This window comes from Yersinia massiliensis (assembly GCF_003048255.1).
Classification (GTDB): domain Bacteria; phylum Pseudomonadota; class Gammaproteobacteria; order Enterobacterales; family Enterobacteriaceae; genus Yersinia; species Yersinia massiliensis_A.
The window spans coordinates 3,543,072-3,565,415 of sequence record NZ_CP028487.1; the positions used below are offsets into that span (position 1 = coordinate 3,543,072).

Here is a 22,344-nt window from a genome sequence, read left to right on the forward strand (position 1 = left end):
TCGATAAGGAGTTGATTATGTTGCAAACCACAGTGCTGGCCTTAAACGGGCTTTCCTGTATGAATTGTGCTAAACGCGTCAAAACGGCATTAGAAAGTCGTGAAGATGTTCATCATGCTGAAGTGAACGTTCACTACGCTAAAGTGACTGGTGAAGCGGAGACTAAAACGCTGATCGAAACTGTTCAGCAAGCCGGTTATGAAGCGCAAGAAGCTCAGGCTCCGGATGTCGAGCTACAACTTTCAGGGTTGAGTTGCGGACATTGTACCGAGAGTACTCGTAAAGCACTGGAGGCGGTTCCCGGTGTGATTGCCGCTGACGTGACGCTCGATAGCGCTAAAATATACGGTAAAGTTGACGCACAAACGCTCATTGAGGCGGTGGAACAGGCAGGTTACCACGCAACCCTGCAAGGGGAACAATCCCCAAAAACTGAGCCGCTGACTCACTCAGCCCAATCTCAGCCGGAATATCAGGCAGCGGCCTCTTCGACCATTCCGGCAACAGATAGCGATAGTGTCCAATTATTACTGACAGGGATGAGCTGTGCCAGCTGCGTATCCAAAGTGCAACATGCGTTAGAAGGCGTTGATGGTGTCGAGGTGGCTCGGGTCAATCTGGCTGAACGTAGTGCTTTAGTCACCGGTCATCCCAGCAATGATGCCTTAATCGCCGCGGTTAAAAATGCCGGTTATGGTGCGGAGATCATCGAGGACGAAACAGAGCGACGCGAGCGCCAGCAACAAATGTCGCACGACAGCATGAAGCGCTTCCAGTGGCAAGCCGCACTGGGTCTGCTATTAGGTATCCCATTGATGGGCTGGGGACTTTTTGGTGGCAGTATGACACTGACACCAGAAACCCAAACACCCTGGTTGATTGTGGGGATCATTACTCTGCTGGTGATGATATTTGCCGGCGGCCACTTTTATCGGAATGCTTGGGTTAGCCTGAAAAACGGCAGCGCCACCATGGATACCTTAGTGGCGTTAGGGACTGGTGCGGCGTGGGTTTATTCCATCACGGTGAATATCTGGCCGGATGTTTTCCCGATGGAAGCTCGTCATCTTTATTACGAAGCCAGCGCCATGATTATCGGGTTGATTAACCTCGGTCATGCGATGGAGCAACGGGCCAGACAACGCTCATCCAATGCACTCGAGCGGCTGTTAGACCTTGCGCCGCCGACAGCAAGATTAGTAACGGATGAAGGTGAAAAAGTGATCCCACTGGCCGATGTCCAATTGGGAATGACTTTACGTTTGACCACGGGTGACCGTGTGCCGGTTGATGGCGAGATTGTGCAAGGGGAAGTGTGGATGGATGAAGCCATGCTGACCGGTGAACCTATCCCGCAACAAAAATCAGCCGGTGATGTGGTTCATGCCGGCACGCAAGTACAAGACGGATCAGTGGTATTTCGTGCCAATGCCATCGGCAGTCAAACCACCTTGGCGCGCATTATCAAACTGGTTCGCCAAGCACAAAGCAGCAAGCCTGAGATCGGTAAATTGGCGGATAGGATCTCGGCAGTCTTTGTTCCCACCGTGGTTGCTATTGCCGTGTTCGCGGGGTTGATCTGGTATTTCTTTGGTCCACAACCGCAACTGGTCTACACATTGGTTGTCGCGACCACGGTGCTGATTATCGCCTGCCCTTGCGCACTGGGTCTCGCAACACCGATGTCGATTATTTCGGGTGTGGGTCGAGCAGCCGAATTTGGCGTTTTGGTCCGAGACGCTGATGCGTTGCAGCAAGCAAGCAACCTTGATACTTTGGTATTCGACAAAACGGGCACCCTGACCGAAGGGCATCCGCAAGTCGTCGCTATTCATACCTTCAATGGCGTGAGCGAACAGCAAGCGCTGACATGGGCTGCGGCGCTGGAAACGGGCTCTAATCACCCATTGGCTCGCGCTATTTTGCAGCGCGCCGATGGGATGACACTACCAAGCATCAGCCAATTCCGCACTTTGCGTGGCTTGGGTGTCAGTGGCGAGGTTGATGGTATTCCGCTGCTACTGGGGAATAATCGTCTGCTGGAAGAGCAACAGATTGATACCCACGAGTTGCAATCGCTGATGCAGCAACAAGCTGAAAGTGGCGCGACACCAGTGATTCTAACCGCTAGTGGTCAGCCAGCGGCTTTGCTGTCGATTCGCGATCCACTGCGCAGTGACAGTGTCAGTGCGCTACAAAGGCTGCATTCGCTAGGTTACAGTCTGGTGATGCTAACCGGTGATAACCCGATAACGGCCAATGCAATCGCGAAAGAAGCGGGTATTGATCAGGTCATTGCTGGCGTATTACCCGATGGAAAAGCCGAGGCTATCAAACAGCTGCAAGCTGCTGGACATAAAGTGGCGATGATTGGCGATGGCATCAATGATGCGCCAGCACTGGCACAAGCAGATGTTGGGATTGCCATGGGAGGAGGGAGTGATATTGCCATTGAAACTGCGGCTATCACCCTGATGCGTCATAGCCTGCACGGAGTGGCAGATGCCGTTGAGCTTTCCAAAGCAACATTGCGGAATATGAAACAAAACCTACTGGGTGCATTTTTCTACAACGCACTGGGTATTCCGATTGCTGCGGGTATTTTATTCCCGTTCACCGGTACATTACTCAGCCCTGTAGTCGCCGGCGCGGCGATGGCATTATCGTCTATCACTGTTGTCAGCAATGCTAACCGTTTATTACGTTACAAGCCCAAACAGTAATCTTTTTCGATAACCTGATGGCGCACAATACAGTTTTGTGCGCCATTTAACGTTATTCATTTCAAGTCAGAAGGGTATAGCATAGGAGGAAATGCGAAAAAAGGAATGATATGGGCCAGTTATTACGCCGTATTGCGGCATTTCTAGGAATGGCTGCACCGGCAACTTACCGCTATCCTGCGCTGGATATCACGTTACCCGGCGAGCGCCACTTTCATATGGTCGGCAGCATCCATATGGGAACAGATGGCATGTTTCCCCTTCCCCACGATTTGCTCAATAAATTAAATCAGGCTGATGCACTCATTGTTGAAGCTGATATCACCGAAGCCGCCCCCTCTTTTGGTCAGGATACTCTTGTTGAGCCATTGGTTGACCGATTACCCGAGGAGCACTATCTGCAATTATTACAGCGTTGCGAAGAGATGGGTAATGACCCGCTTACCATGGCCTTTCTGCCCGCATGGCAAGTTGCCTTGATGCTTCAAGCTCGTCAGGCACAACGATTGGGATTGCGGGGAGAATATGGTATCGATTATCAATTATTGAAAGCGGCAGCAGCGCAAGAGAAAAAAGTCATTGAATTAGAAGGGACACAAATGCAACTCGATTTACTCGAGGCATTACCTGACAACGGCATGTCTTTACTGCTTGATACCCTGACCCATTGGCACACTAATGCCCGTTTATTACAAACCATGATGGGCTGGTGGTTGGAGCATCATCCGGCTACAGACTTAACCACGCTGGCCCCGACTTTTAGCCAGCATCTCTATGATGTGTTGATGATTCAACGAAACAAACGCTGGCAACAGCTGCTTGAACAGTTACCGTCTGGGCGCTATGTGGTTGCCGTCGGCGCATTACATTTATATGGCGAGGGGAACCTGCCTGAATTATTAAAACCGACCATCACTAATCAAAAGTGACCGAAAAAAATGGCCGATATCGCTATCGGCCAGTCAAAGAGGAATTTTCGTTATTTTAGTTATTAAGCGCTCACATACCTTGCGGATATGATGAGCAGCAAGTATAGGGTAGCAACCTGATGATTAGATTAGCAACTGACATTCGCGATAACTTGCTGACCTCACGACCATCACGCTGATTTCCTTCGGTTAATTTGATACGCATCCCATCGTTGCGTGTAGCATAATTTAGCTGAATTAATCTTCATTTTTAATCGGACCTTTACTATGACACCTGCTGTTGTTTTGCTGGAAAAACAAAAAGTTCCTTTCACGCTGCACCCCTATCATCACGACGCAGCTGAAACCAATTTTGGTGATGAAGCCGTTAAGAAATTGGGCTTAAATGCGGAGCAGGTCTATAAGACATTGCTGGTCGCGTTAAATGGTGACGCCAAAAACTTGGCTGTCGCTGTTACCCCAGTGGCAACTCAGCTTGACCTCAAGAAAGTGGCGCGAGCACTAGGAGCGAAAAAGGCGGATATGGCTGACCCGCAATTAGCACAACGAACCACCGGTTATTTAGTCGGCGGTATCAGTCCATTAGGGCAGAAAAAACGCTTACCTACGGTGATTGATACTCAAGCTCAAGAATATGACACTATTTTTGTTTCGGGTGGCAAACGGGGATTAGACATTGAATTAACGGCTGTGGATTTATGTCGCTTATTACAAGGTGTTTTTGCTGATATCGCCAAACGGGATTGATTTATTGATAGCCTCGCCGCGCCAAATTGCACCGATGACACGACATGGCAGAACTTCATTGTCAGAAGCCCCCACCCATTGATGGAGGCTTCTAGATGAGACTTACTTATACACAATCTCGCCTTTCGGTTGATATTGGCTGGCATCTAGCGGTGAGTGCTTTTCAATGTATTGCTTGAGCACTTCAGCATCGATAAAACCAGTGTTGACATAGCCTGGTAGCGTATCAATTTTCGGATAGCCATCACCGCCTAACGCATTGAAATTCAATGTTGCCAAACGATAGGTTTTATTCGGCTCTAATGGTTTTCCCTGTATTTTCACCCCACTGACACCGTGACCATCAGCAACCAAACTCACATTAGCAAATTGCGCATAAGCCCCTGAATCTACTTTTTTATTGGCCACAACCGCTAAGTATTTTTCAACCTCACTGCCTTTCATATCGGCATAGACCAATGTGTTCCCAAATGGCTGCACCTTGAGCACATCTTTATAGGTAATGTCCCCTGATTCGATAGAGTCACGAACACCACCACCACTCATTACGGCGAAGTCAGCGCCTGCTCGTTCCATTTGCGCAGCTAAAAGTACTCGCGCCAGATTGGTCTGCTCGAAGCGAACTTTACTGCGATCACCTTCAAGTTTGCCTTTCACACTGCCCACTTTAACATCCAACTGCGCCTTGCCCTGCTCCTCAAATGGGGTCAGCAATTTGAGCATTGATGGGTCTTGGGCAATCTCTTGTGTATACAAAACACGTTCGCTCGTGCCATCAGCCTTTTCAACTTTCTTCTTTAAGTTGATTGGGATTAACTGATAGCTGACCAATTTCAATTCGCCATTGCGGAAAGTAAAATCAGCGCGACCGACATATTTACCCCACTCATGGGCCTGTACAATCCAAGTCCCATTCTGACGATCTGGTGCACAAGGCGTACCGGGAACATAGTCAGCCTGCTTGTGGTTCTCGCTAGCCATGCACACAGGGTCTTGTGAGTGACCACCCACAATCATATCCAAATAGCCAGCCGGTAAGCTGCGAGCCATCTCGACATCACCCGGCGCGTTAGAACCATGCTTTCCATCGTCATAATGCCCCATATGAGTTGCCGCAATAATAATGTCAGGCTTCTCAGCCTTTCTCAGTTGCTCAACAACTTGCTTTGCTTCAACTGCGGGGACACGAAATTCAATGTCAGTGAAATACTCGGGATTACCGATCTTGGCGGTATCATCCGTGGTCAAGCCAATCACTGCAATTTTGACGCCTTGCTTATCGAACAGAGCATATGGCTTAAACAAGCGCTGTTGAGTGCTTTTCTGATAGATATTGGCAGAGAGTAACGGGAAGGTGGCCCACTTTTCTTGCTGACGTAACACACTCAGCGGATTATCAAATTCATGGTTGCCGATAGCCATTGCATCATAGCCGACTAAATTCATACCGCGGAAATCAGGTTCTGCATCTTGTAAATCGGATTCTGGTACGCCGGTATTAATATCACCACCAGAGAGTAATAGCAGGCTTCCCCCCTGCGCTGCCACTTGTTGACGAACACTATCGACCAGTGTTTTTTGTGCCGCCAAACCATACTCACCATGATCGTTTTGCCAGAAGTGCCCATGATGGTCATTGGTATGCAGTATGGTGATCTCGTAAGTTTTATCTTTTTCCCAGGCTGCAGCCCATCCAGGTGCAAACACCAGCGACACAGCCAAAGCACCGGCTGTGGAAGATAATGAAAAACGCATCGCAACTCTCCAGATTGTCGTTAATACCTGCTCAATAAGTGCCAACTCAATGAGTAAAATTGGTGTATTGCATAGCAATAGCATGAAAAATCAAGGTAATACCGTGATCAGTCTCATATTGATGTGCCGTAGCGCATAGATACATTTCAGAACTCTGGAATATATATCAAATTGTGTCTGATGTAGTAAAAATCCTTAGATCTGCATAGTATGTATTCATTACCAACATACTATTAACAGTGAAAATTATTAGGCGAATACTCACTATGACCGATCGTTCTGATACCGCACCTCCTCCACTCGTGAATACATCAGTAAAACGTACCTCCTTCTCTATTTTGGGGGCGATCAGCGTATCTCACTTGCTCAACGATATGATCCAATCGTTGATTCTGGCGATTTATCCCCTATTGCAAGCCGAATTTTCACTGAGTTTTGCCCAGATTGGGTTGATCACTCTGACCTACCAGCTCACAGCGTCGATGCTCCAACCGCTGATTGGCTTATATACCGACAAACATCCGCAACCCTACTCCCTGCCAATTGGCATGGGGTTTACGCTGTCGGGAATTTTGCTATTGGCTGTCGCGACAACATTCCCCGTGGTGTTACTGGCTGCTGCGTTGGTAGGAACCGGTTCATCGGTATTCCACCCAGAATCATCGCGAGTCGCTCGCATGGCGTCCGGTGGCCGTCATGGCATGGCTCAATCTGTTTTTCAAGTCGGGGGCAACTTCGGTAGCGCACTGGGCCCTTTGCTTGCCGCAATCCTTATTGCACCTTATGGCAAAGGTAATGTCGGCTGGTTTTCACTCGCGGCATTGCTCGCGATTGTCGTATTGTTGCAGGTCAGTAAATGGTATCAACAGCAGCAACGAATCACACATGGGAAGACCGTAAACGTCTCATCGGCAAAAATGCTGCCTAAAAAGACAGTTATTAAGACGTTAATTGTCTTGATGGTGCTGATATTCTCTAAATACTTCTATTTGACTAGCATCAGTAGCTATTACACCTTTTATTTGATGCATAAGTTTGGTGTTTCGGTACAAAACGCGCAAATACACTTATTTGTATTCTTATTTGCAGTTGCGGCTGGGACCATTATTGGCGGCCCTCTAGGGGATCGCATAGGACGGAAATACGTTATTTTGGGGTCTATCTTAGGTGTTGCACCCTTTACCCTCATTTTGCCCCATGCTTCTTTGTATTGGATGGGGATTTTAACCGTGATCATCGGTGTCATCCTCGCATCGGCCTTCTCTGCGATACTGGTCTATGCGCAGGAGCTTATTCCGGGGAAAGTCGGCATGGTATCCGGCCTATTCTTCGGTTTTGCTTTCGGTATGGGCGGTTTAGGTGCGGCTGTACTAGGGTATGTTGCTGATTTAACCAGTATTGAACTGGTCTATCAAATATGTGCATTCTTACCATTACTGGGGATATTCACTGCCTTATTGCCCAATATAGAAGATAAGTAATAGTAAAAATCTTATAATCCCGACTGAGACATGTGTTTCAGTCGGGGGGTTTCCCTGTGTAATCGTGACAAAAAGAGCAAATCCCTCACAAACAACCGCTTCAAACAAATTCCATGCCAAAGCAGACTTTTATCGATAAAAAATGAATTTTTATCGCGCATTGATCGCATAAATGCAATAAACTAATGTTATTGCTATGAAATGCGTACTTCTCTGTCTACATCAAGATATTTCCCAATGCAGGAAGTCAACAAGCGAAAAGTCCCGAAGCGCTTTCTCTGCAAAGTGATTCGAGTTATTGAATACAGCCAACACGTCTGCAATAAGTAAGATGGCGGGTATAACTAGAAGGAGTCTGGATGCACCATTCAACACCCTTAATCACCACGATCGTCGGAGGCCTTGTTCTCGCCTTCCTCTTGGGCACACTGGCTCACCGCCTGCGTATCTCTCCTTTAGTTGGATACCTTGCCGCAGGGGTGCTTGCCGGGCCATTCACGCCAGGTTTTGTTGCAGATACATCATTAGCACCCGAACTGGCTGAAATTGGTGTTATTTTGTTGATGTTTGGTGTCGGACTTCACTTTTCGCTTAAAGATCTCCTCGCAGTAAAATCAATCGCCATCCCCGGCGCTGTGGCTCAAATTGCCGTTGCGACCCTGTTAGGTATGGGACTATCTCATGTATTAGGCTGGGATTTGATGGCAGGATTTGTTTTTGGTCTTTGTCTATCAACAGCCAGTACCGTGGTATTGCTGCGTGCGCTTGAGGAGCGGCAATTGATTGATAGCCAGCGAGGGCAGATTGCGATTGGCTGGTTGATTGTTGAAGATTTGGCAATGGTACTGACACTCGTGCTATTACCTGCTTTCGCGGGTGTCATGGGCAATGAAACCACTAGTTTGGGCAACTTATTCACCGAGCTCGCCATCACCATTGGTAAAGTCATCGCGTTTATTACGTTGATGATTGTTGTCGGCCGCCGGCTTGTACCATGGATACTGGCTAAAACCGCCAGTACCGGCTCACGGGAACTGTTTACACTGGCGGTGTTAGTTTTAGCGCTAGGTATCGCCTACGGCGCCGTCGGGCTATTTGATGTCTCCTTTGCCCTAGGTGCCTTCTTCGCTGGCATGGTACTGAATGAATCAGAGCTTAGCCACCGCGCAGCACAAGACACCTTACCGCTACGTGATGCATTTGCCGTCTTGTTCTTCGTGTCAGTCGGTATGTTGTTCGATCCGATGATTTTGATCCGTGAACCACTCGCTGTATTGGCGTCGTTGGCTATCATCATCTTCGGTAAGTCAGCGATAGCTTTCGCCTTAGTGCGGATGTTTGGGCACTCTAAACGTACTGCACTCACCATTTCCGTTAGCTTGGCACAAATCGGCGAGTTTGCTTTTATTCTGGCAGGTCTGGGGATTTCACTCGGCTTGATGTCTGAACACGGCCGTAATCTTGTGCTAGCAGGCGCGATTCTCTCCATTATGCTCAACCCACTATTGTTCACACTATTGGATAGATATTTAGCCAAGAGCGAAACGATGGAGGATCTTATTCTGGAAGAAGCCGTTGAGGAAGAAAAGCAGATCCCTGTTGATCTGTGCAACCACGCGTTATTAGTGGGTTATGGTCGCGTAGGGAGCTTATTAGGAGCGAAACTGCATGCTGAAGGCATCCCGTTAGTCGTTATTGAGAACTCTCGCCCAAGAGTGGAAGCGCTGCGTGAGCAAGGCATCAATGCCGTCTTAGGCAATGCTGCGAGCAGCGATATTATGTCGTTGGCGCGATTAGACTGTGCACGCTGGTTATTGCTGACTATCCCAAATGGTTATGAAGCAGGTGAAATTGTTGCATCGGCCAGAATTAAGCGACCCGATCTGGAGATAATTGCTCGCGCTCATTATGACGATGAAGTGGTTTATATCTCAGATCGCGGTGCAAACCAAGTCATTATGGGCGAACGTGAAATTGCCAATAGTATGTTGAACTTGCTTAAAATAGAGACACTCACGGAAGAAGATAAGCGCCCTGTCTGCCCAATCTAAACCGCATTTCTTTTATATCCAGAGACACTATTTCGGGTGATATAAGCAAGCAGGGCCAGCAATCTATGCCGGCCCTGCTTTCTACTTAAATACTTATCGCTAAAGATTATCGCTCCCAGTACGATTCTTCCAAACTGTCTTCACGTTCAGGTAAGCCACGGGTTAAGCGAGGTGAATGCTGATTTAGTACCTGATAGCTGACGCGATTTGCATACTTACACACTTGAGCCAAAGATGAATAACTCAGGTAGCGACGGACATGTTTACTGGAATTAGGCACGTTATTACGATGATAGCCATTGGCAGCGATATCATGCAATACCGCAGATAATGCACCGTCACCCGCGCCATTAGTGTTCATTATTTTCTCTGGCCCCCCCATATAAGGAGCAATATGAGAGAAAATACGCAGCGGATTATCGCAATGCGCTTTGCGCATCGCACGACTGAATTCGTACAGATTAAATTCTGCAATCTCACCTGGTAGTAATGGATGTTGAGTCTGGCGCTTATTTGCCTCTTCGGTATAACCCGCCATATAAAGACCATTAGGGCCCGCGGTACAAAGCACCAAATCTACCCAGTCCAACGCCATGTCGGAAGCCATCAATGGATCATTAAGCCCAGTCAGCTCACAAGCCTCATCTTCATTCATGGCTAGGATGGAAACATGCTCATTTAAGAAATCTCTCCACCACTGCGGATTATCTGCAATGACATATTTAGTACCAAGTGTCATCACGACAGGAACATCATATTTCTTCGCGTAACTGATTGCTTGCATAGTGGCATCGGGCATCGGCTCACCGGGCTTACAACGCACTAAATAAGCCGTCAAAACCAAAGCAGATGCTCCCGCGATGACCTCTTCCGGAATACTTTCAGGACGAAGTTGATTCATTTGGCCGGGGCTAATAGCAAATGTACGTTCACCATTATCCGTAATTAACGTAAAGCATCGGCCAATCGCGCCATCAACTGCCTGTAAATAATTCAAATCCGTCCGGCTGGAGGTATTACACAGATAGCGGTAGGCATAGCTACCAATCTTGATATTACTGCACATGGTACCCAATAGAATGGAACGGTCATCAGCAAGCACAGAGTAATTATGCAACGTATTCCCGATCGTTCCTCCCGCAAATTCATGCGTAATCAGCTCATTACGTATCAGTTCTTGATAAAGACGCTCAGCAACATCATCCTCAATCACTAACGAATGCCCCTGGCTAAGACCATAACGGGTGATAAAGCCTTCATCGACCTTCGCTTCAATATCTACTAACGTTTGGTCAATGCCAACGATGTAAGATGTGCTCACTTCATTTTCAGTCTGCGCCGGTTGCAGTAAGGGATCACGTGCGTTGACAGGAAAATAGTGCTTGGATTTACGTTTACCAGGAAATTTCATAATGATGAATATGGGAATGTAGAAATGACAAGATAAGGAATTTTAGCACATATAAAGAAGAGGAACAGAGGCATAATCTCACTTATAATTAATTATAATCGAGGTGACATGGAGCAATGGAAATAGTTATACATAATGAAACAATATAACAACACAGTGGACTAAATAGTCCACTGTCATAAACTTAAAAGTTAATCTTTAGGCATGCTTGAACGCATATTTCTACGTTCTCGTACGTAGTGTTGAATTATTACAAAACCAATGGTTCCGACAAAACCAACGAAACCAAATAGAATTATTACGAGGAGATTTTTATTGGCATTTTTAACTACCGGATCTGAAGGGGACTGTGAATAATTGAAACTCTGGATTTCAACAGAGATAGGTTTAAGTGCCATAATCCTATCAAGATAAAGTTTTTGGTTTAACAATTCTAAATTAACTGCAGTAGGATCAGTAATAGATTTTTCAATCTCTAATTGACGACTCAGCGCATCGTAACCCAATGAGATAGGATAAGCATTACTATTATTTGAAGTCTCAAATACATCGTGCGTTGGCTTCTTTAAACCTGCAGCTTTAGCTATAGAAACTGCATACTCTAACCGCTGAATCCTAACCTTCTGCTCATTAAGTGCCATCTGGAAGGATAATTGATACTCTTCAGCAGCTGTTTTTTTGGCTGTTTCTACGATTAAGTTGATATGACGATTAATATTTTCATTTACCTGATTATTAATATAATTAATATAGCCAGTTAAACTATTTTTTACATTTGAACTATTAGTGGAATTATAGCTAAGTATAAAACCATCTCCCTTACCATTGAGAGTCGTAATTTTTTTATCTATTTTATCTGTTTTGTCTGTAACTATTTTTGTGATTGATAAATCCCCATCTGCATTAGCATTGTTAGTGCTCAAATAGCTCCGAAGTAAAGCATGATCGGACAAATTTCTTATTAGCTGGTCAAAAACATCGTCTTTGCTAATGTTATCAACCACATTCAACTGTAATAATGAATTATTTGCAGCTTGAAGTTGTCTAAATTGGATATCAGAAGAGGGATAAATCATTGCTGAGCTAACCCAGTTTTTAGGGATGAGAAATGTAATCCCTGCGCCTATAAAAACAAAAATAAAAGTAATGAAAAAGATTAACTTATATGACTTAGAGATGATAGAAACTAGTTCTATAAGATCTATTTCATCTTTATTAGAAGATAAGTAACAATGCTCAAAAGAAGACGATTCTTTACTATCTGAAGATCTACCAGTCATTAATTTCATCCATTTCTATTGGAATAATAATATATCAACTATGAAAAATAATATTAATCATACCCATTTGGGTTCATTCTTTGCCAGCGCCAAGCATCTTGAAGCATGTCAGTTAAATTCAGTTTTGCTTTCCAACCCAATTCGGTATGCGCCAGTGCAGAACTTGCCCAGCATTCAGCAATGTCACCAGGCCGACGCTCAGCTATTTCAAAAGGAATTTTTTTTCTAGTTATGCGCTCAAACTCTGTAATTACCTGCAGGACAGAATAACCAATACCAGTTCCAAGATTATAAGCATTGAACCCAGCATTGAGTTTGTTAAGTGCACATAAATGCCCTTCAGCAAGGTCCATGACATGAATATAATCGCGGACACCCGTGCCATCGATAGTAGGATAGTCATTACCATAAATGACTAGCTTAGATAATATACCGATGGCAACTTGCGTGACAATAGGCAATAAATTACTAGGTTTTCCATTAGGATCTTCGCCGATTAAACCTGATGAATGAGCACCTACCGGATTAAAATATCGTAACGCCGTTATGGAAAAATCCGGATTAGCTAATGAGAAATCTTTCAATATCTCTTCTACCATAACCTTAGATGAACCATAAGGATTTGTAGTTCCGCCAATACGCGCATTTTCTGTTAGAGGAACAAATTCAGGGTCTCCATATACAGTTGCAGATGAGCTAAATATCAATTTATTTACGTTTGCGGCAAGCATTTCCTCAAGCAATACAAGAGAACCAGTCACATTATTTTGATAATATTCAATCGGTTTTTCAACAGACTCACCCACAGATTTCAAACCAGCAAAATGGATCACTGAATCAATATTATGCTTTGAGAAAATATGCTTGAGACAAGAACGGTCAAGAACATCACCTTGATAAAATATAGGTTTTCGTCCACAAATTTTAGACACGCGTGATAATGACTCAACTGATGAGTTAACTAAATTATCAAGAACAATAACATCTACGTCTTGTTCTAACAATGTAATTACTGTATGTGAGCCAATATATCCTGCACCACCAGTAACTAAAATAGTCATTCTTAATCCTCAAATAGTATATTCACATCTCAGTTATTATAAAATCGATAAATAGCTTTAACAAATTGCTAGTGACCAATAATTATTTTACTGTACTCATCCTTTTTATTACTAATATCAAACTTACTTTTATCTAGATGAGCCAAATGATAAAAATCATCGTAACTAGAGAAAATATAACTTAATGCAGAGGACAGAGATTGTTCCGTATTAGTAATTAAAACACCATTTCCATCAATGATTTCTTTACAACCACCGACATCACTTAGAATGAGAGGTAACCCAGCAGTTGCAGCTTCTAATGCCGACATAGGCAAACCTTCACTATCTGAAGTTAGAACAAATACGTCATAATCATGAAAACGTTTGAAATTTTTTATTTCACCTAAAAATTTTATATTACTATGCTTTTTATACTTGGAGACTAAAGAGCTAAAGTACTCTCCATCCCCCACCACGTCTAATGAGTACTGATGATTATCTGCAACTACATTACAAATCAATTCAGGTCTTTTAGGGTGTGTTAATCTTCCCAAAAATAGTATTTTATTTTTACATGGCTGGCTAGGGCGAGCAGGTAAAGGTGTAATTGAGTTAAGCGACGTTATAATTTTATGTCGTTTTATGCCTATTTCGTTGATGGCTTTTGTCTCATCACTTTTAGAGATACACCATATGACATCAGTTAGATATGATAATAAGCGTTCAATAGCACAAAAAACAGGCTTCAATATCCTGCCATTATATAAGCAAGACCAGCCATGAGAGACATAAACACACCTGAATTTTGTAAAAATACGAGCAAGACGACTATATAACCCTGCATTAGCAGAACTTGCGACTACGACATCAATATTATTATCTTTTATAGCCTTATATATAAGATATATCGCTTTAATACTTATTGTTTTCCTTAACTGGGGAATAAATATAATTTCATCACAAGAAATAGACTCTGTAAGCCAACCTGGCTCTGAGGTTATTAGTGTGATTTTGTAACTATCTCGGAACAATTTCACCTGTTCTAAAAGCCAACTTTGAGCCCCACCAACCTCTGATTTTGTTATTACAAATGCAATATTCTGCATCTTTATTCCTCAACGATAAGATATGATTTTATATAACTTCAAGCTAAAAATCATATAATTCACTCTCCATTCATAAATTCTTTTGAAATAGTCTTAACAACTGCATCATCTAATGAATAAGGTGCAGAGAAATTATATTTGCTAATATTTTTAGAACTAAATTGTGTTTTTGCACAAAATTTCTTAATCCTAATACTACTAACAGGAAATTCTTTACCGCTAATTTTTGCTAACAAATCAAAAGCATATCCTGCACATATTCCAACACTATAAGGGACTCTAATGATTTTACTTTTTTTCCCAAGGCACTTATAAATAACAGTAGATAGCTCATTCATAGTAAAGTCAGGCTTATCTACATAGTTAATTAGGTGATATCCAGCTGAAAATGTTAGCGTAAGCTCCAGAAAAGCGACTATGTTCTCAACATAAGCCATAGATTTTTCGTTATCACCACTACCGACCATCAAAAATCTACCTGATGCAATTTGCTTAAATAAATTAAAAACATTACCTCTATTACCGATACCGAAAACAACAGTAGGGCGAATAGTCACTAGTTTCTTCCCTTCAGAAGAGTTAAACCAAGCATCGTAAATCTTTTCTGCTTCTAACTTTGATTTTCCATAATGATTAAAAGGTGCAAACTCACCACTTTCATCAGTATCTTTTTCAACAAAGCCGTATACGGCAACTGAAGATGTGAATACGATATTCTTAATATTAAGAGTATCGGCTGCCTTACAAACATTTTTAGCGCCTTCGACATTTACCTCATAATAGAGATTAATAGGGTGCACGTTGTCTTTATGCTCTGCAGCTAGATTTATAATTATATCATGCTGGTCTAAGCCATTAACCAAGGACTCATATTCTGTTACATCACAATGCATCCAATTTTCAGGATATTTGTCACTTTTGACTTTATCTAATATAGTAAAGTCAATATTTTTGATCTTAAATAATTCAGCTAGATTTGTGCCAATAAATCCAGATCCACCAACTATTGCTACTTTCATAAAATACTCGCATCTTATTTAATTTAACTAAGAAAATGGATAATCATCATCTGAAGACTGTAGATATAGAGATAATGAATACTACTGCTAAATCATTTTTTTTTCGCAATAGATTCATTGATACATGCAAGCACCAATAATGGATAAAAATATATCAAAGGTGTAATGTTTTGTTTATATCGAATAGCTGCACCAGGGTTGAAAACCCCAAATGGATAGTGAATCATTAAGATAATTATCAAGGCCGGAATGAATGAAAGATAAAAAAACTTACGATAGAATCGTTCTTTTTCTGTTATCGAATAATATCGAAACAAGAAAAATAGCATTAGAATGAAACTAAAAACACCCTCAATAAAAAATGGTATGTAAATAATTCTATTCATTGATTCATTCAATGTAGGTCCGACAATAGAAACCCATGATCCCCACACTATATTATTAAAGTAGTCAGTAATTGTACCCCACTGTATATAGTGTCGATTAGCATATGATGTTTCAGATGATAGGAAATAATTTTTGATAATATCTATTATTATCAAAAACTGATCACTCCACATATCTACAGTTACTGATAATATCAGTGCAAGAATTACAGACGCTATCAGCAACGAAAATATATAAACCCATTTTGAAAAGAATGGAAGTTTTACTTTACTTAAAATAATCACACTTATCGCCAGATAACAATAAGCTATACCATAGTGCGGTCTGAGTATGAGACCAAAAACAACCCCCAATAGCAAATAGCTCGCACTATTTCGTCTTCCAAATTGTATATTAACAATCCACTTAATAAGAAAAAGTAAACCGGCTATAGCTAGAATTTCCTTGCCTGCCACACTAGTCCAAATCTGAAAGCTAGGAAGAAGAAAGCATATGTACAATAGTTTTCTATCTATAAATTCTAATAAATCTTTAAAAACGCAATAAAATGAAATTCCAAAAACTATAGAAATAAATATATTTGTCAGAAATTTGCTTGAAATGAAAAATATTAATATAGAGAAAATATTATCTACAAATTGAGTTCTATCTAAGAAGTTACTTAAGTTCACCGTTGCATTTAAGTATCTTTCAGAATCAGCTAAATGTGAAAAATGATTATATATAAAAAAAGCGAACAGTGAAAAAAAAACCTTCACTATAATTATAAAAACAAACTCCTTTTTATATGCCATTATAGTCTCAATGTAAGTATATATAATTAATATACAGCCAAAAAATATGATATAGCTTTATTAAGCATCCCAACTTAGAATAAAAAGTTTACTATAGTTACAAATAAAACTCAAAATTTCTTTTTTGAAGAAAATCAGAGATAGGTTTTCCATATAGTTTACTACATGCTATATTGACCATGAACAGATAGATACGGGGAAACTTCAACATTAACTTTAAAAGTACCGCCCTTATCCTTTGTTGCATACTCCCATACCGTATATAAACATTCATAATCCGTCCAGCATAAGATGTAACCTTATCTGAACATGATGGGTCACTTATTTTATGAAACGCCAACTGAGCTATCAAAAATTCGGGAATAGATAGACTTGACATAATTGAATGAATTGCTTTTTTTCTTAAATCAGCATTTGATAATACATCTGGCAAAAAAAGTAAATTAAAAGAAGAAGATTGTTGCCAACAATCCTCACGAACAGGTTTTTGCCACTCCACAATAATTTCAGAAGATAATAATATTTTAGCATTATTTTCGAGAGCACAATAGACAGGTGCCAAATGGGGGGCATTAACGAAACATCCCCAATATGCAAATTTTAATAAGGGCCTAAAAACCCTCATATTAAATACATTATTAGATATAAGTAAGTGATTACTAAAATTATTACCAATGGCATTCAAATATGACTCAAAAGAATCACATACGGAATCAACTCTTTTCGTCCTTAACAGCTCAGATGAAAAATTTATAAAGTCTACTTTTTTTTCAACAAGGTTGTTTTTAATTATTTTTATTGCGTCAGACTTTACATAATCATCATCACTCAACAACCACACCCAATCACTATTTACCAATTCAAAACACTTCACTATATTAGCATTTGCACCAATATTAACTTTATTCCGATATAATGATATTCTTGGTTCTTTTTTAAAATAATTGATTAGTTCGGCATCGAAATTTTCAGTCGCATTATCTGATATTAATATTTTATCAGCATTACTCATTTGCGGTAACAACTCGTTAACTCGTCTCATTAATTTATCCGTCCTATTATAGGTCGGTATAATAACGGTCAAATTAATATCATATTCAGAACTCATTTTATATTACCCATCAATGACAGTCAGAAAAAATTAATTACATATAAAAGTCAATACAATCATTACTGAGAATAAGTCCTAGTTTGAATAACAATCAATTATTCTCTTGAAGTCATCAGTAATATAGTAATGAGATTTTCAATCTAGATCTTATAATTTAGTTGTATTGGGTATCATTCGATTAGCTGTACTAATAATATAATTACCATTGTTATGGTAAATGACAAGTTATCTTTCAGTCATTCCGCGATAGTAATATTTACGGAATAATATATAGCACCATGGCAATGAAATGAAGATCATTATAAAACCATAGCTTACTATCGTTGCAAATGAGCTAATTTTTGAAAAATAATATATAAATGGCAATGCAATAAGACCTGTAAATAATGAATTCCAGATCATTGGCTCTTCCTTGTGACACCGCATATAAGCTGCCATCGAGAATATTGCATGATTTGCTATAGATATGACGAAAAGTAGAATTAAGACATCAAAGCTAGCAATTCTTTTAACTAAGTTAACATGAAAGGAATTCAATATGAATACGAAAATTAAGAATGATGCAGAAACTAATAAATTTAGCATTCCTGAATTTTTCATTAACGATAAAAATAAAGAATTTAGTTCTTTTTTTCTTTTCTCAGCAACTAACCTAGCCATTGTTGGACTTTTTGCCGTAACCCAACTCATTGATAAGGATAGCATCGCACTGAATGTTGCCAACGTTAAGCCTATTCTTCCAGCTTCAATTGCGCCTTGATGTGCAAAAAGCATTGGATTAAATAATTGAAAGATGAAGTATCCACTTAACCAACTCAGAGCAATTCGCCATTGGAATGGGAATATATCTTTATACCAGGATATTTTTTCATTAAGTATGATGTTATTAATCTCTGGCTTAAAGAGTATTTTTCCATACCGACTCACTACCCAAAAAAATGAAAATAGCGCAGCTGTACCAGAAACTACAGGTATAGAAATAAGCCCAGCTTTACATATAAATAGTATAGAAAGAACTGTGTAACCTACGATTGATTGTATCAATCTTATCTTCGCAACTTGGCCAACAAATCCCATTCCTTCTAAGACAGCTAAAAATGGACTTATAAAAAGATTTAGTGAAGAGAAAAGGACTAATAAAGTCCAACTAGGTAACCAATCGTGTATGTTCAAATCTCCATTGTGCTGGAAAAAATAGAATCCAGCAAAAAAAACAATTACAAAGAAAACTAACGCAACAACTGTATACCACTTTTTCAATAGTGTTATTACGGAATATACTCGGCTGATACTACGTTGATCCCCTTCAAGATGCCCATCGCTATTAACATGTATATTAGCCATTTCATGGCCAATAAACTGAACAATAACGTAATTAAAACCGAGTTCAAAAAAAACCTGCATTGCAATCAGACTTGCAAATGTAAAGAAATAACCTTGTTCTGATGCTGTTAAAAACAGTGGAATTAATATTATTAATAGACCACCTGCTGCGATAGTCCATAACCTGAGTAATAAGGTAACACCAACATGATAATCGATTGAAGTTAATTTTGATAGTTTCGCTATTAGCAATTGACTTTTATTCATATTTTTTAACAAAAACCAGTCATACCATATAATTAATAATAGGTCATATTAAGTAGTGTAAAGGGCCATAATAGCCTATACATTTGCACTTACTTATATGGAAATTGCTTATCAATTGAATTACCAAATACAAGTATGAGACAACACTCTCTTGCATTGTCCATTAAAAAATCGATAAGCATTGGTCTTGGATTAACTATAAGAACGTCTATATATTTTGAAATATTCGGCATCTGAGAATGCTGCTATGTTGTAATCTTTAGCAATATTTGTAATATTCGCAATATGATGGACTATAACCATTCCAGTATGTCGATTCATCACGGCCATCAAAAAATATTTCTTGGAATGTCCTAACCATATCCCCCCACTGCTTAGTTTTCTCAATACTCCCAAACTTATTCTTTATTGCCATAGTTCTTATCACTGGTACTGTTCACAATTACTTTAACATTGCCAGCATGCCGGATAGCTTCCAACAGATAAGCAGTATCCATAACATTTGTCGAATATGTTTCTATAGGTGTGAATAAGACAAACGGACTAATGGTTAGGCTACCAAAAGCCAGTGTGCTCAAAAAGCCATTAATTCGCCCTTTTGAGCTAATGTCATTAATGGCTCTTGCTCTCAAGTGGACTTATCACGGGCAATGAGATCGATAACTTTAAGAGATAAAACAAAGTAACCTCCATTAATCAATGCACCGTCACCTCTTGGTTTTTCTCTAAAGCAACGGACCTGCTTATCTTTGATGTCCAATGCACCAAAACGATCAGGAGGAGAAGTAACTGTTAATGTAGCTTGTGGACTTTCGAACGTAAAAATTGTAGTGGCTTGAGTTTATTGAAAATGATTCTACTGAAAAGACCGTTTGGCACTTTCCTTATATAACCCAATTATATTATCTGGGGCATTCGCAATAGAATAACTACGTTGTTGACCATTAATGACTAAATTAACAAATTTTTCAGCAAGTGCTCAATCTTAGATGTCGGTGGTGAGTGCAATATTAGGCGTGCAATTATACTGCCATCAAATTCAATATTATCGAGATTACATGGGTGTTTTTTTCGTTATATCACTTAACTCAGGATCATATTTAACACCAATTTTTTGGCTTTGAGTAACAAGTGAGAACTACTCCCTTAGCAATATCCTCATCAGTGAGTGTTGTATTAATACTTTGCTCCACTCCCCACGAGACTAAATTTTCTTTGCAAGAACAACAGCGACCATCTTTTCAGCTATATTCAATATAGCTACTTTTGCTTAAAACAGAGTCTAAGATACTTGCAGACCTTTCCGCATCAAAACAACGCCTGATGGTTGTAATTTATATTAAAAGACATAATTGAGCCTAGATAAATTAGATTTAATGGAGAGGTAATAATATTAAAATATCATCATAGAATGACGAAGATTAATATGGATAAAGCCAAAGTCGCCAAAAAGGAGGTCAAACTCTTAAATATCAATACGTTGAATGAATCTTTATGTCATTGCAACGCTACCGCCCTTGGCTCGCAGCAACCAAAGGGCTGATAGAACATACTGACTTATGTTACTGCGTGTACTCTATATTAATGTAGTCTACCAAGCTACAAACACACCAATAGGGTTAGATGAACTAATAAACTCTTAGCTAAGTAAGATCATTTGCATATCGCTATTTTTCACTTAATTTTCTTACATGCTACGCATGATTACAAGGAAAATGTGAAGCATAACATGTTTGAATGTTTCATGGTGTGTTACTAATTATTATTATAACAAAACATAAACACGATTCGTATACTCTGCATTTAAGCTAAAAATAGCTTGATTAACTTTTTTAAGTTTGTTAGATATTTTTTATAAATAGGATTATTCAAGTCAATATAAGAAATATCATTGAACTGTTGCAGCAGCGATATTAAAAAGAATTCCTAACTAACTGTTCTAAAAGATCAATGTGCACCGAATCGTCATTTAGCGCTGGGATATATTCAAACTTTTTACCACCCGCATGCATAAAGATCTCCCGATTTTGCTCTTTAATCTCTTCTAATGTTTCCAAGCAGTCAGCAGAAAAACCGGGGCAAATTATCTGAATATGTTCTACTCCCTGAGCAGGCAGACTTTTTAATGTTTCATCAGTATAAGGGGTAAGCCAAGGCTCGCGACCGAATCGGGATTGATAAGTCATCATAATTTGCTCTGTTGGCAATGACAAACCCAACGCCTCTCTTAACGCACTGCTGGTGTCTTCACAACGTTGCGAGTAGTCGTCCCCTAAATGCACGTAGCGTTTAGGAATACCATGAAAAGACAGGATGAGTCTGTCGGGGGTACCATGTTGCTCAAAAGCATGTTCGACGCTTTGTTTTAGGGCTGATATATAAGCGGGGTGGTCTGCGTAGTCACGAATAAACGAAATAGAAGGTAAGCGACGATACCCTTTTAAAATACGAGCAACTGCGTCCCATACAGCCGCACTTGTCGAGCAAGAATATTGTGGATAAAGCGGCAATACCACAAGTTTTGTCACACCTTGCGCGAGTAGTTTATCAATAGCATCAGCTAAATTTGGCGAACCGTAACTCATCCCTAACTCGACAGGAATATCTGGCATACGTGCTGATAGTGCTTTTTGCTGTCGCTGGCTATAGACCAATAAAGGTGACCCCTCCTCCATCCAAACAGACTGGTAGAGTTTGGCAACACGAGGCGAGCGAATCGGTAAGATAACACCGCGTAAAAGAGGCCACCACAGTAAAGGGGAAGTATCAACAACCCTGCGGTCACTAAGGAACTCAGCCAGATAGCGTTTGACCGCTTTCGACGTCGGAGCATCTGGTGTCCCCAGATTAACCATCAGTACACCGAGCTTACTTTGCAACATGCACAAATCCTTGTTTGGCTTTCACGCGTATTATT

General features: G+C 40.7%; 15 protein-coding genes and 1 pseudogene. 5 read left to right on the top strand and 11 right to left on the bottom strand.

What is annotated here, in order from left to right; all coding sequences use genetic code 11:
* The first annotated feature begins 17 nt into the window (after window positions 1–17).
* From copA to ybaK, 3 genes are all read left to right on the top strand, one after another.
* The gene (gene copA / locus DA391_RS16610; RefSeq protein WP_050873585.1) at window positions 18–2,723 is read left to right on the top strand and encodes a copper-exporting P-type ATPase CopA; all 2,706 of its coding nucleotides are present in this window, start codon (window positions 18–20) and stop codon (window positions 2,721–2,723) included.
* 110 nt (window positions 2,724–2,833) lie between these two features.
* Window positions 2,834–3,652, top strand: a complete 819-nt coding sequence (locus DA391_RS16615) for a TraB/GumN family protein (RefSeq protein WP_050082662.1) — start codon at window positions 2,834–2,836, stop codon at window positions 3,650–3,652.
* A gap of 267 nt (window positions 3,653–3,919) precedes the next feature.
* Window positions 3,920–4,399: a Cys-tRNA(Pro)/Cys-tRNA(Cys) deacylase YbaK gene (gene ybaK / locus DA391_RS16620; protein WP_050873586.1), complete on the top strand. Its 480-nt coding sequence runs from the start codon at window positions 3,920–3,922 to the stop codon at window positions 4,397–4,399.
* 102 nt (window positions 4,400–4,501) lie between these two features.
* Here ybaK and ushA read toward each other — a convergent pair whose 3' ends face one another.
* Window positions 4,502–6,154, bottom strand: a complete 1,653-nt coding sequence (ushA, locus tag DA391_RS16625) for a bifunctional UDP-sugar hydrolase/5'-nucleotidase UshA (RefSeq protein ID WP_050082660.1) — start codon at window positions 6,152–6,154, stop codon at window positions 4,502–4,504.
* A 266-nt stretch (window positions 6,155–6,420) separates the two neighbouring features.
* Here ushA and DA391_RS16630 point away from each other — a divergent pair, with 266 nt between their 5' ends.
* Complete coding sequence (locus DA391_RS16630) at window positions 6,421–7,635, top strand: MFS transporter (protein ID WP_108088003.1); 1,215 nt, start codon at window positions 6,421–6,423, stop codon at window positions 7,633–7,635.
* Between the two features lie 359 nt (window positions 7,636–7,994).
* Window positions 7,995–9,686: a YbaL family putative K(+) efflux transporter gene (ybaL, locus tag DA391_RS16635; RefSeq protein ID WP_050873590.1), complete on the top strand. Its 1,692-nt coding sequence runs from the start codon at window positions 7,995–7,997 to the stop codon at window positions 9,684–9,686.
* A gap of 106 nt (window positions 9,687–9,792) precedes the next feature.
* Here ybaL and DA391_RS16640 read toward each other — a convergent pair whose 3' ends face one another.
* The 10 genes and pseudogenes from DA391_RS16640 to hemH all read right to left on the bottom strand — a co-directional run bounded on the left by DA391_RS16640 (window position 9,793) and on the right by hemH (window position 22,309).
* The gene (locus DA391_RS16640) at window positions 9,793–11,097 is read right to left on the bottom strand and encodes an inosine/guanosine kinase (protein ID WP_050082656.1); all 1,305 of its coding nucleotides are present in this window, start codon (window positions 11,095–11,097) and stop codon (window positions 9,793–9,795) included.
* A gap of 191 nt (window positions 11,098–11,288) precedes the next feature.
* Entirely contained in the window at window positions 11,289–12,386 is a 1,098-nt protein-coding gene (locus tag DA391_RS16645) for a Wzz/FepE/Etk N-terminal domain-containing protein (protein ID WP_159074576.1), read from the bottom strand.
* 44 nt (window positions 12,387–12,430) lie between these two features.
* Window positions 12,431–13,438 (bottom strand): UDP-glucose 4-epimerase GalE, encoded by a 1,008-nt coding sequence (galE, locus tag DA391_RS16650; RefSeq protein ID WP_050082655.1) that lies wholly within the window; start codon window positions 13,436–13,438, stop codon window positions 12,431–12,433.
* Window positions 13,439–13,506: 68 nt separating this feature from the next.
* The gene (locus DA391_RS16655) at window positions 13,507–14,526 is read right to left on the bottom strand and encodes a glycosyltransferase (RefSeq protein WP_050286516.1); all 1,020 of its coding nucleotides are present in this window, start codon (window positions 14,524–14,526) and stop codon (window positions 13,507–13,509) included.
* Between the two features lie 59 nt (window positions 14,527–14,585).
* Window positions 14,586–15,545 carry an NAD-dependent epimerase/dehydratase family protein gene (locus tag DA391_RS16660; RefSeq protein ID WP_050082653.1) on the bottom strand — a complete coding sequence of 320 codons (960 nt, stop codon included), beginning with the start codon at window positions 15,543–15,545 and terminating at the stop codon, window positions 14,586–14,588.
* A 92-nt stretch (window positions 15,546–15,637) separates the two neighbouring features.
* Window positions 15,638–16,726, bottom strand: coding sequence for a hypothetical protein (locus DA391_RS16665; protein ID WP_050082651.1), 1,089 nt, complete (start codon window positions 16,724–16,726; stop codon window positions 15,638–15,640).
* Window positions 16,727–16,823: 97 nt separating this feature from the next.
* Window positions 16,824–17,834 carry a glycosyltransferase family 2 protein gene (locus tag DA391_RS16670; protein WP_108088005.1) on the bottom strand — a complete coding sequence of 337 codons (1,011 nt, stop codon included), beginning with the start codon at window positions 17,832–17,834 and terminating at the stop codon, window positions 16,824–16,826.
* Between the two features lie 228 nt (window positions 17,835–18,062).
* Entirely contained in the window at window positions 18,063–19,427 is a 1,365-nt protein-coding gene (locus tag DA391_RS16675) for a hypothetical protein (RefSeq protein ID WP_050082647.1), read from the bottom strand.
* A 558-nt stretch (window positions 19,428–19,985) separates the two neighbouring features.
* Window positions 19,986–20,232: pseudogene (locus DA391_RS16685) on the bottom strand (glucose-1-phosphate cytidylyltransferase); the annotation flags it as partial.
* A 1,108-nt stretch (window positions 20,233–21,340) separates the two neighbouring features.
* The gene (gene hemH / locus DA391_RS16690) at window positions 21,341–22,309 is read right to left on the bottom strand and encodes a ferrochelatase (protein WP_050286519.1); all 969 of its coding nucleotides are present in this window, start codon (window positions 22,307–22,309) and stop codon (window positions 21,341–21,343) included.
* Between the last annotated feature and the right edge of the window lie 35 nt (window positions 22,310–22,344).